Annotated in this window: 13 protein-coding genes; 11 read left to right on the top strand and 2 right to left on the bottom strand. The window is 63.1% G+C overall.

Annotated features, from left to right (window positions below):
• Positions 1-356: 356 nt before the first annotated feature.
• From brxD to NOCYR_RS08875, 8 genes are all read left to right on the top strand, one after another.
• A complete protein-coding gene (brxD, locus tag NOCYR_RS08910) occupies positions 357-1670 on the top strand; it encodes a BREX system ATP-binding protein BrxD (RefSeq protein ID WP_014350028.1) in 1314 nt (437 codons plus the stop codon).
• A complete protein-coding gene (locus tag NOCYR_RS08905; protein ID WP_014350027.1) occupies positions 1667-3799 on the top strand; it encodes a DEAD/DEAH box helicase in 2133 nt (710 codons plus the stop codon). The genes brxD and NOCYR_RS08905 overlap by 4 nt, the downstream gene beginning before the upstream one ends.
• 404 nt (positions 3800-4203) lie before the next feature.
• The gene (locus NOCYR_RS08900; RefSeq protein ID WP_148280575.1) at positions 4204-4503 is read left to right on the top strand and encodes a hypothetical protein; all 300 of its coding nucleotides are present in this window, start codon (positions 4204-4206) and stop codon (positions 4501-4503) included.
• A gap of 174 nt (positions 4504-4677) precedes the next feature.
• Complete coding sequence (locus NOCYR_RS08895) at positions 4678-5274, top strand: exonuclease domain-containing protein (RefSeq protein ID WP_014350025.1); 597 nt, start codon at positions 4678-4680, stop codon at positions 5272-5274.
• Positions 5271-5861 (top strand): hypothetical protein, encoded by a 591-nt coding sequence (locus tag NOCYR_RS08890; protein WP_148280574.1) that lies wholly within the window; start codon positions 5271-5273, stop codon positions 5859-5861. Before NOCYR_RS08895 ends, NOCYR_RS08890 begins: the two co-directional genes overlap by 4 nt.
• Before the next feature lie 35 nt (positions 5862-5896).
• Positions 5897-6271: a DUF732 domain-containing protein gene (locus NOCYR_RS08885; protein ID WP_014350023.1), complete on the top strand. Its 375-nt coding sequence runs from the start codon at positions 5897-5899 to the stop codon at positions 6269-6271.
• A gap of 87 nt (positions 6272-6358) precedes the next feature.
• Positions 6359-7000, top strand: a complete 642-nt coding sequence (locus tag NOCYR_RS08880) for a DUF4352 domain-containing protein (RefSeq protein WP_014350022.1) — start codon at positions 6359-6361, stop codon at positions 6998-7000.
• 237 nt (positions 7001-7237) lie between these two features.
• A complete protein-coding gene (locus NOCYR_RS08875; RefSeq protein ID WP_014350021.1) occupies positions 7238-8287 on the top strand; it encodes a DUF3644 domain-containing protein in 1050 nt (349 codons plus the stop codon).
• Between the two features lie 390 nt (positions 8288-8677).
• Here the strand turns inward: NOCYR_RS08875 and NOCYR_RS08870 are convergent, their stop codons facing one another.
• Both NOCYR_RS08870 and NOCYR_RS08865 read right to left on the bottom strand, forming a co-directional pair.
• Positions 8678-8878, bottom strand: a complete 201-nt coding sequence (locus NOCYR_RS08870; RefSeq protein ID WP_048833197.1) for a DUF397 domain-containing protein — start codon at positions 8876-8878, stop codon at positions 8678-8680.
• Complete coding sequence (locus tag NOCYR_RS08865) at positions 8868-9752, bottom strand: helix-turn-helix domain-containing protein (RefSeq protein WP_048833196.1); 885 nt, start codon at positions 9750-9752, stop codon at positions 8868-8870. The genes NOCYR_RS08870 and NOCYR_RS08865 overlap by 11 nt, the downstream gene beginning before the upstream one ends.
• A gap of 254 nt (positions 9753-10006) precedes the next feature.
• On the opposite strand from NOCYR_RS08865, the gene NOCYR_RS08860 reads away from it, so the two are divergent.
• From NOCYR_RS08860 to NOCYR_RS08850, 3 genes are all read left to right on the top strand, one after another.
• Positions 10007-10513, top strand: a complete 507-nt coding sequence (locus NOCYR_RS08860; RefSeq protein ID WP_048833195.1) for a hypothetical protein — start codon at positions 10007-10009, stop codon at positions 10511-10513.
• A gap of 53 nt (positions 10514-10566) precedes the next feature.
• Positions 10567-10710 carry a hypothetical protein gene (locus tag NOCYR_RS08855; protein WP_231856050.1) on the top strand — a complete coding sequence of 48 codons (144 nt, stop codon included), beginning with the start codon at positions 10567-10569 and terminating at the stop codon, positions 10708-10710.
• Between the two features lie 144 nt (positions 10711-10854).
• Positions 10855-11079, top strand: coding sequence for a hypothetical protein (locus NOCYR_RS08850; RefSeq protein WP_231856049.1), 225 nt, complete (start codon positions 10855-10857; stop codon positions 11077-11079).
• The last annotated feature ends 94 nt before the right edge of the window (positions 11080-11173 follow it).

Below are 11173 nucleotides of genomic sequence, written 5' to 3'. Positions count from 1 at the left end.
CGAGCTCGTCAGGGAGCTCGCACTGGGACGACAGCCGGGACGGATTCAATCGAATTGCTCGGCAGCCTCGCGCTCCTCATCGGCGACCTCGAACATGCACGAATCGCAGAGGACCGGGAACGGCCGAGGAGACCGCGTATGCACTACTCCTTGACCTGGGCCGAGTGCGTACCCGCACCTCGCGCACACCGCTTCGAATTCGTTTCTCATCCGCTACCTCTGAATCGGAGGACCGATCGATGCACCACTTCGAGCCATGATGCCGCACCGGACCGACACTTTTCGACGCCACGCATCGCCACATTCCTCATACGCGTGCTGGTCGGCTTGGCACTGGACCATGCGAGACTGTCCTGGTGAGTAGCCAGCCAACCCAGGTCAGCGCGGCCCGGCGGCGCACCGTCATCGATGCGCTGCGACGCGGCGCGGTGCCCGAGAGCGGACTGGACCTGCTGGCGACCGGGCTGGACCGGTTCGAGGCCGCTCTCGACGACGAGCTGGACCTGGTCGAATCCGGCGGTTCGGTGTTCAAAGCTGTACGTGGTGAGTACGGATCTGGTAAGACGTTCTTCGCCCGATGGCTGGGCGAGCGTGCGAAACGGCGCAATTTCGCCGTGTCGGAGGTGCAGATCTCCGAAACCGAGACTCCATTGCACAAGCTGGAAACGGTATACCGGCGACTTACCGAGCGACTCACCACATCGAGTTTCCCGCCGAGTGCACTGCGCTCGGTGGTCGATGCCTGGTTCTACGCTCTCGAGGAAGACGCCCTGGCGACGGGCGCCGACGACGACTCGCTCATCGAAGCGGTCGATCACCTCATGGCCGCCCGGTTGATCGAGGTTTCCCGGCATGCGCCGTCCTTCGCGACGGCGCTACGTGGATATCGGTCGGCGATGGTCGACGGTGACGAGGCGACAGCCGCCGCGATCCTGGCGTGGCTGGGCGGGCAGCCGAACGTTGCCGCGTCGGCGCGGCGGGCCGCGGGTGTGCGCGGCGAACTCGACCATTTCGGCGCCTTCGGATTCCTCCAGGGGCTGCTCACCGCGCTGCGCGACAGTGGGCATCGTGGTCTGCTGCTGGTACTCGACGAGGTCGAGACTCTCCAGCGGGTGCGCTCCGACGCCAGGGACAAAGCACTCAACGCACTGCGCCAACTGATCGACGAGGTCTACTCCGGCCGGTTTCCTGGACTGTACTTGCTGATCACCGGCACTCCCGCGTTCTATGACGGCCAGCAGGGGGTGCAACGCCTCGCACCGCTGGCGCAGCGTGTCGCTACGGATTTCACCACCGACCCCCGCTTCGACAATCCTCGCGCTGTGCAGCTGCGATTGCCTGGATTCACCATGGACTCCCTTGTCGCACTGGGTATTACCATCCGCGATCTATATGCCGATGGTAGTGAGCACCCAGCGAGGATTCGCGATATCGCCGATGACGCGTACATCGCTGATCTGGCCGCTGCCGTCTGCGGCACTCTCGGCGGCAAAGTCGGCGTGGCACCTCGTCTCTTCCTCAAGAAGCTCGTCGCCGACGTTCTCGACCGGGTCGACCAGTTTCCCGACTTCGATCCGCGACAGCACTACAGGTTGACGGTCAAGTCCGCCGAACTCACCAATGCCGAGCGGAACCTCGTACGCGCCGACGACATCGACCTGGACCCATGACCGAGAACCCCTGGGATCGGCTCGACCCCGTGGTTGTCCACCACATTGTCAACACACTGGGCTGGCCGGGCCTTCGGCCACTTCAACAGGCCGCGATCACACCGCTGATCGACGGCGAGGACGCCGTTCTGCTCGCGCCGACCGCAGGAGGGAAGACCGAGGCCGCCTGCTTCCCCTTGTTGAGTGCCATGGCACAGAATCAGTGGACCGGCACGTCGATCCTCTACCTGTGCCCGCTGAAGGCCTTGCTGAACAACCTGGTCACGCGAATCGACGCGTACGCGCAGTGGCTCGGTAGAAGCGCTGCTCTATGGCACGGCGATATCTCGAACTCCAAGCGTGACCGGATCCGCCGCGAGCACCCCGATATCCTGCTGACGACGCCGGAGTCTTTGGAAGCCATGCTGATCGGCACAAAGACCGACCACAACGCGTTTCTCAGCAGTATCCGCGCGGTCGTGGTCGACGAGGTGCATGCTTTTGCCGGCGATGACCGTGGGTGGCACCTACTGGCGGTACTGGAACGACTGCAGCGGATCTCAGGCCGCCCGATTCAGCGAGTCGGCTTGTCGGCCACGGTCGGAAACCCGGACCACCTTCTCACCTGGCTACAGGGTTCAGGCGCTGGCATCCGGCCGGGCCGAGTGGTCGCCCCGGATGTCCAGCTGCCGACGACGGTGAAGACCTCCACACCTCCACCGGGTGAGGTCGAACTCGACTATGTCGGATCGCTCGACAATGCCGCGAAAGTGATCGCTGCCCTACATCGCGGCGAGAAGCGGCTGGTCTTCTGCGACTCCAGGCGACAAGTCGAACATCTAGGCGCCGCTTTACGAGAACGCGACGTTACGGTATTTCTCTCCCATTCCTCACTCTCGGTCGACGAACGCACCCGCGCTGAACAAGCATTTGCCGAGGCACGCGACTGCGTCATCGTCTCCACATCCACCCTCGAGCTCGGGATCGACGTCGGCGACCTCGACCGGGTGATCCAGATCGATGCACCGACGACGGTCGCGTCGTTCCTCCAGCGAATCGGGCGCACCGGTCGCCGCGCCGGCAGCGTCCGCAACTGTCTGTTTCTCGCAACCACCAACGACGCGCTCGTACAGGCCGCCGGCCTGCTGCTCCTGTGGGGTCGCGGGTGGGTCGAGCCCATCACGGCACCGCCCGAACCACGACATCTTGTCGCACAGCAGCTGATGGCCTTAACGCTGCAGCATCACCATATCGGCGACCGGCTATGGCCACAGGAATGGAACGGCATCGCACCTTTCGACGCCTCCGCTGCCCCGATACTTCAGCATCTTCTCGCCGAGGGCTACCTCGACGATGACGGCGGACTACTGCATATGGGCCCGGTTGCTGAGAAGCGATTCGGTCGCCGACATTTCCTCGACCTCACAGCGGCCTTCACCGCACCACCGCAGTTCACTGTCCTGGCCGGCCGCGACGAGATCGGCCGAACCGATCCATCGGTACTCACCGACGACAGGCCGGGACCCCGGCTGCTGCTGCTCGGTGGGCGAAGTTGGAAGGTCACGTATATCGACTGGGGCCGTCGGCGTGCCTTCGTGGAACCGGCGGAGGGTGGCGGCGTAGCCAAATGGTCGAACCTGGGCTTGCGCGGATTGTCATTCGAACTCACCCGCGCGATGCGCGAGATATATCTCGGGGCAGATCCGCCGGTGGAGTTGACCCGGCGAGCTAAAACCCAGCTGTCCGACATCCGGGCCACCGAAGGGACGGGCCACGCTCACCCGACCGCGACTGTCATCCATCGCGACGGCGAACATGTCCACTGGTGGACCTGGGCGGGGTTCCGGGCCAATGCCACGTTGGTAGCGTCTCTTTCCGGCATTGTCGATCCGACGCAGCGGCCGAACGATTTCAGTATCCGCCTGCGACCGGATCTATCGGTCGATATGTGGCGTAACGCGATCCTCGACCGGATCACACGCCTGCCAGCACTCGAACTGCCGCAGGTCGACGAGCGCGCATGCCGCGGATTGAAGTTCTCCGAGGTGCTGCCCGACCATGCGGCGAGGGCGACGATCGCCGCACGTCTGGCCGATCCCGAATCGGCACGGCGGGTACTCGGCGAGGATACGGTGTTCTACACCGTCTGATCCGCTCGCAACCTGCATCGGGAGACTTCCACCAAACGCGTCACTAACGCGTCATTCGTCAGCTACCAGACGTCCTCAGGTAAAGCTCTTCCTCTTGCGTCTCGATAGCTACAACCTTCGCCGGATTTAAGTCAATGACCCAGATAGTGTTTGACAATGTTTTCAGCCATCGTCTATGGTTGCATTGCATCCGCGAGGCTAACCGACCCTCCTCCGCACCCGCAACGATCAGGTTGTGTCACAGGAGGTTTGCCATGCGTCGTCGCCACGATCAGCTCGTTAAACGCGACCAGCACGGCTACCGCTGCCCCACGTGCACGGGCCGGCAACCGACGAGCCGGCCACACCGCCAGGCCCCTACCCACACCATCGGCGCGATGCCAGTGCCGTGATCAAGGAGAACAATGTTCACTCGCGCTCGACTCACCGCAACCGCTGTGACCGCCTCCGCCGCGGCCGCACTCGTCGCCGGGATCGGCGCCGGCACTGCTCAGGCCGAAACCCACATTCGCCACTACTCCGGCTACGACGCCGAATGGGCCTGCAATGCCGATAAAGCAGCTATGGGAAGTGTGCCCGGATCAGTCGTTCTGTGCGATCGACTCAACGGCGGGCGGTACCGGCTCTCGGTCGTACCGCATGCGGAGATTCCGCTGCACATGCTCGCGCTGATGGCAACCGGCAGCTTCGACGGACTGTCCTAGCCCCTGACACTTCCCTGACGGCGGGCCGCCGTCACTTTCGTCGACCGCGAACCAGCATGATTCGCGGTCCGATCACGCCTGCCCAGACGAGGCCACACCGTCCCTTCGCCCGGTCCGTACGCGAACCCCGACACCACGGCCATGGGCCGATTCATTCCCCGGAGATAAATCCCGATGACAAGGAATCTGTCCTTCGCGGCATTCGACGTCGAAACCGCCAACCCGAAGTACGGCAGTATCTGCTCGATCGGCGTCGCGATCGTCCGTAACGGCGAACGTGTGAGCACGCGCCAATGGCTGTGCCGCCCGCCGGACGCGGTGTCCACGTTCGCGCCACGCAACGTGGGCATCCACAAGATCACACCTTCGATGGTGGCCGACCAGCCCAGCTTCGGGCAGCGGTGGCAGGAGATCCGGTCGGTCATCGGCGACCTGCCGGTGGTCGCGCATAATGCCCAGTTCGACATGGGCGCCGTCCACCAGGCCTGCGGACACAGCCGCATTCCGGTACCAACCTGGGTGTACGGGTGCACGAAGGTCTGGGCGAAACGTCAACTGCTGCTGGAGAAGTACCAGCTGAAGACGGTTGCCCACGCCCTCGATGTCCGGCTTGACGACCATCATGATGCCGGCGCCGACGCCACGGCCGCCGCGGATATCGCGATCCGCCTGGCCCAGCTCGCCGGCGCGGACGATCTCGCCAGCCTCGCTCGCGCCACGCGCACCCAGCTCGGGCATCTGAGCCCGGCCGGCAAGCGCGACTGTCGATGACGATCCCGCCGGCCATCACAGGAGCCACCATGCATTCTCTCGATACCCTGAAATTCTCCGGCAGACGAAATGTGCTGCGCCTCAACGAGAAGTTGGCCACGATCCAAGCCGGGACCATCGCGACGGCGGCATTCCGTTCGGAGCTGTTCGGGCCGCACCTCGTCACCGGAACCATTGTTAGATCCGGAGCAACCGGCGGATATCTGCTGGGCGGACAACCGCTCGATACCAGTGGGCAGCTACGACGACCGGTTCCGGAGCTCTTCTCGCTCGAGTTGTCGAGCGAGCCTCAGGTAGGTCGAGGCGACACGACCCGCATGGTCGCCGGCCTGAACCACGGCGACATTGTGACCGCGGTGTTCGAGCAGGTGCCGTACGGCTTGTTCACCATTACCGGATTCGCGGTCGCCGCACCTGTGGCGGGTGTGTTCGCCGTCGGCGGTGGCTGGTACCTGACCAACCGCGATGGGCACTTCCCCGCCGCGCGGCTCGTCGATATCGAGATCATCGTCGAAGCCGGTGTGCACGGATTGCCGATTCCCGCGCCCATAGTCCGTTGGCCCGAGACCTCAGCCCCCATCGACTGAAACAGTTCCCCACCTGAGCAGATCAGAGGTTCACCATGCGCAAACTCGCGCACCTGTTCGCCCTGCTTCCCATCAGCGCGGCCCTCGTCGTCGGCGGCGCGCACACCGCTGACGCCGCTCCGTTCGACTCCGGATCGGCCAGTGGCAGCGCGGGTTCCGGCAGCGCGGGCCCGCAGCGAAGCGCGGCAGACCGCCAGTTCCTTCGCGAAAGCTACTACGACGAGCGGAGCTACGACGTCCAGGACGCCGCCATCGGCCTGGCACACAGTCAGTGCGGGTACCTCGACACGTACGGCAACTCGGCACGCAACCGGATCTACCTGGCCGAAAGTTCGAGGGATGCGGTCGAGTACCCGTACATCTTCTTGCACGCCGCGATCGACGCGTATTGCCCGTGGAACCGCTCCTGATCTACCGACCACCGAAACACGCACGCGCCGTTACGCGACCGGCATACCTCGCATATCACGCGCCGAACCACTTTCCCAGGAGTCACCATGACCTACCCCTCCGGCCCCCAGCCCTACCCGCAGCCGTTCCAGCCGCCGCAGCCGCCCAAACGCAAGATGCCCGTCTGGCCGTGGATCCTGATCGGCGCCGTCATCCTGCTGTGCGGCGGGTGCTTCGGCATTGTCGGCGTTGCCGCCAACAACTCGTCCGACAGCGACACCACCTTCACCTCCGCCGCGAACCCGGAACCCGGTAAGCCCGGCGAACTCGGAAAGCCTGCCGATAAGGATTCCGACACCGCTCCCGCCGGCGCCTCGGTCCGCGACGGCAAGTTCGAATTCACCGTCACCGCGGTGGATCCCCCGGTATCCACCATCGGCGACAACCCGTACATGCAGAAGACCGCGCAGGGCGAATACATCCTCGTGCACGTCACCGTCACCAATATCGGCGACCGCCCGCAGACCTACTTCAGCAGCAACCAGAAGCTGTTCGACGACCAAGGGCGCCGGCACGAGAACGACACCATGGCCGAGTTGAACGTCAACGATCACCTCTCGACGCCCATCAATCCGGGGAACTCGGTCGACGTCACCATCGTCTTCGATGTGCCGGTCGGCACGGCGCCGGCATCGCTGGAACTGCACGACTCGATGTTCTCGGGTGGCGCGAAGGTCGCGCTGCGGTGACGCCAGGTGACCTGCCAGACGACCCCTACCTCGGCAGACGGTGGGCACCGATTGAGGATCAAACCGATTGAGGATCAACCTGATATCTCCCACGATCCGCCACCCGATACCTACAAATCTAGCAAATGACCGCCGCTATGTGTGTCACGATTGAATGGCGTCCGCTGGCCAGTACGTTCAACGGGCGCATGGAATTACATCCAGAAAACTTGGGTTCAAGCCAGCCGGAGGTGAGCATTGGCGCGTCCACCCGCCTGGAGGCATACACTCGACGAAGGACGTCGTCAGGCCCTCGTCGCGATTGACTTTTACAACCGCCCTGGGGACCGGCGGAGCATGGCCGACTTCATCGTGCACATTCACCTTGCGTGGCAAAACCTCCTTCATGCCGATCGGATGCGCAAAAAAGCTGAGATCTTCTATCGTGAATTGGGAAAACAACGAAAATTCAAGCGCAACCCTGATGGATCGAAAAAAACGTGGGACTTGACGCAGTGCCTCAAACATGAGTTCCAGGAAAACGATCCAATACGCGCTAATATCGAATTCTTTATTGGGCTCCGCAATCACATCGAGCATCGTTTCCAGGATTCCATCCTGACGGTAACGGCCGCTGAAGCGCACGCGTGCATTATCAACTTCGAGAGCGAAGTCATACGCAGATTCGGCGAATCCGAAACTTTGGGAAACGAACTCAAATTCCCAGTCTTCATTCAATCACTCAGCCCGTCACACTATGACGAGCAACGCATCCTTCGCCGACAGCTGCCCTCCTCGGTATCAACGTTCATCACAGAATACGAACGGTCGTTGGCCGAAGCCATTCGAAGCGATGAGCGATACGCCTACCGCTTGCTGTTGCTACCGATGAAGGGGCCGAAGACCGATGCCGACATGGCGCTCAACTTCGTGAGGCAGGATGACCTTAGCAGAGAGGACCTGCAGGCACTGGTCGGACGAGAAGGAAGCGTGATTATCGCCGAGAAGTATCGAAACGCCGCCAGCGGTGACGAAATGTTGCCGGGCGCTGCGGCCGCGGCAGTTGAATCACGAATCCCGTATAAGTTCGGGTTGAATGAATTTACCACCGTTCGGAAAGAATGGCAGATCGGTCCCGTCAAATTTGGATCTAAGGAGCAGCTTCCCAAGTCTGACGGATATTGTCTATATTCGCCCACGTTCAATCGGTTCACCTATCTCCCAAAACTCGTCGAACGAATGGTTAGCGAACTTGATACGGCCGAAAAATATAAAAAGCTAGTCGGCAAACTGCCGAAGCCGAAGTAGTTAGACGCACCCAAACATCGACTCGATAGATAGCCAGCGTTCAATCAGCTAATAGCTGCCACGATCTTGATATTCTGAGGTCGCCACAGAGATCAACCGCCTGCGGATGCCGACAGCACCAGGATCGTGGTGCCTTCCTGCAGGTATCCGGTGGCCTTCCCTCCCCACTCGGATCCACTGCCCAGCGCCCAGTCGAGGTCAGGTCCGGACAAATAGCGAAATGCCGCAACGGCGTCGCGGACCAGGGGTGCTGTCGCCCTCACCTGGGGTGCCTCGATCCTGCGCTCGGGTTGTCCGGGCTCGGTGGTCTACTGCGCAGCCCTGGTTGCCGACTCAGCCCTCCCCGAAGCGATCCAGCGGGGGCGGATGGGCCGTGTCCGGGAGTCAGGCCTAACGGAACTCGCCGCGACGGACAGCTGCGGTGAAACCGCTCCAGATCTCCGGGGTGAAGATGAGGGCCGAGCCGGTGGGGTTCTTTGAGTCGCGGACCCCAACGCCCGCCGAACCCAAGAACGCAACCTCCACGCAATCCTTCGACGGTGCGCTGCGGCTGCTCTTGAACCAGCGGGCATCGGATAACTCAGCGGACACGGTCGAACTCCTCTGCAAGCTCGAGGCATAGCGCACGGCTTTCGGCCTCGTCGAGTGCCAGACGCTTCAAGTCTGTGCAGACCTCACGATACCGTTCGATCTCCTCTGGGCGATCGAGGTACAAGTCGCCGGTGAAGCCCTGAACGAAGACGACTGGCGGCTCGGTCAGGTAGGCGGTCGGATGCTGCGGAAACTCGAGCAGGACAAACGGCCCGACGATCAGGCCCCGATAGCTTCCGACTCTCGACGGTATGACGCGAATCGAAACGTTCGGCAACCGCGACATCTTCTCGAGGTGCCGGAGCTGGTCCGCCATGATCGCCGTGCTGCCCGTGACTCGACGCAGAATGGTCTCGTCGATGAACACGTCGAGCGTCAGCGGATGGCTCGTGTTGGTCAGCCGAAGCTGACGGCGGGCGCCGATCGCCACTCCGGTCTCGATCTGCTCGGTGGGGCTGTTGGGCGAGTCGATCCAGGAGAGCGCCCGCCGGTACTCGGCCGTTTGCAGCAGGCCCGGTATCAACGTCGTCTGGAAGGACACGATGTGATGCGCCGCGTCCTCCAGCCCCACGAACAGGCCGAAGCTCTGGGGGATCGCGTCGTCGAAGGCGTGCCACCAGCCCTTGGTCTTCGCTTCCTCTGCCAGAGCCACGAGCGCTGTAGTCAGTTCTTCGGGCGCGCCATAGATCTCGCAGAGCCGCCGAATGAAAAGCGGGTTGAGCTTGACCGGTAGGCCGTTCTCCATGCGCCATAGGGTCTGTTTGCTGACTCCGATCTCGCTGCGAGCGGCTTCAGCGCTGACGCCGGCCTTGTCGCGAAGGGTGCGGAGCTGTCGGGCCAGTATTCGGCGAGGAAGGGTCGAACCAGTCGTCATCGGCGTATCTCCGAAGGGTCGCTAACGATGGTGGTCAGTTCTGGAACCCCAGTGTGGCAGCAATTCTGGAACTTTGCGAAATTTCTCGCACCCGGCCACTTCGGAACGTTCCCGTCGCGGCACCGACGTGGTCAACTGGATCTGCGCCCGGCAGGGAGACGCCCCGAATCCGTTCCGTAACTCCCGCTCCGGTGTCCGTCATCGCACCGGGCCGGGCGCTCCCATCAACCCCTCGAACTCCGAAGGTCCTTGCCATGGAGCATGTTCCATTCGGCGACACGCCACGCACTCGCTGCCGGTACTACCGCGACGTCTGCGGCCTGCCGGCCCGGATTCACCCGACCGAACTCGGCCGCATTGTTTTACCGGCAGAGCAGGTTTGGGCGCTGATGATGCCGTCGGCTCTCGGGCTCGCCGTCAAATCCGACCTGGAACGCTGCCGCAACCATGATGCCGGCATCGGCGCTGGCTCGATCCTCTCTCACGTCCGGTCGGGCCGTTGGAGCTTCCTCGTCGAACCCGACATCCCCGACGACACCGCCTTGTTCGCCGAGATGTTCCGCCTCAACGTATCCATCGTCCGAACCGGTGCCACCATCGCGCTCCCCTCCCCCAGCGATCGCGGCGAGCTCTTCCGACGCTGGATCCACCTCCCGCCCTGCACGATCCGCCCGTCCGGACTAGCAGTCATCGACTCGATCCGCGCCTGCACCGCCCGCACCGGCTGGCGCAGCATCCCGACCTACGTGCCCGTCCGATGACGTCACCGGGCACCTTCGGACTATCTGTCACCGAACATCGCGGCGTGCCGACGATGACCATCGAACTCGCCCACGCGGTGATGCAGCAGCACATCGAGTGCCCGATCTCGATCTGCCCGATCAAACAACAAGCCAAAGCCCGGCTGGTGGCCACGCGCCGTATGGTGCCGGCCGACCGCCCGCATATGGGCTTCTAACCAAGACCCGGAGGTACACATGCTCGACGAACTGCCGCGGCGTGAACCCGGCCGAACCTGGATACCCTCACCGAGAGTCCGTCTGGTTTGCCAACCGCCACCGAACCTCACCGAACTGACGCGCATTGCCGAGGCCCTGCGGAAATGGCAGCCCACGACCAACGGAAGCCCGCGGTGACCCACGATCACCGGGTCGCCCCGGACACCGCCCGACTGCGCTTCCTGATGGCACGTGCCCGCCGCGCCGGGTACCAGCTGATCGCCGAACCCAAAGAGCCCAACCGATGGACACTCGTAGACCTCGAGGATGGCGAGCGACTGTTCGAGTCCGCTTCCCTGGCCGAGATCGAGCGCTATTTGAGCGAATAGCCTGCGGCACCGAGGCCATAGTCGCGGCCCGTTCCCCGGCACCGCACGGGGACAACACGGTCCCGAGCCGTACACCTGAACCGAAACAGAACAC

The organism is Nocardia cyriacigeorgica GUH-2 (genome assembly GCF_000284035.1).
Classification (GTDB): domain Bacteria; phylum Actinomycetota; class Actinomycetes; order Mycobacteriales; family Mycobacteriaceae; genus Nocardia; species Nocardia cyriacigeorgica_B.
This window is presented reverse-complemented; position numbering and strand designations above follow the sequence as displayed.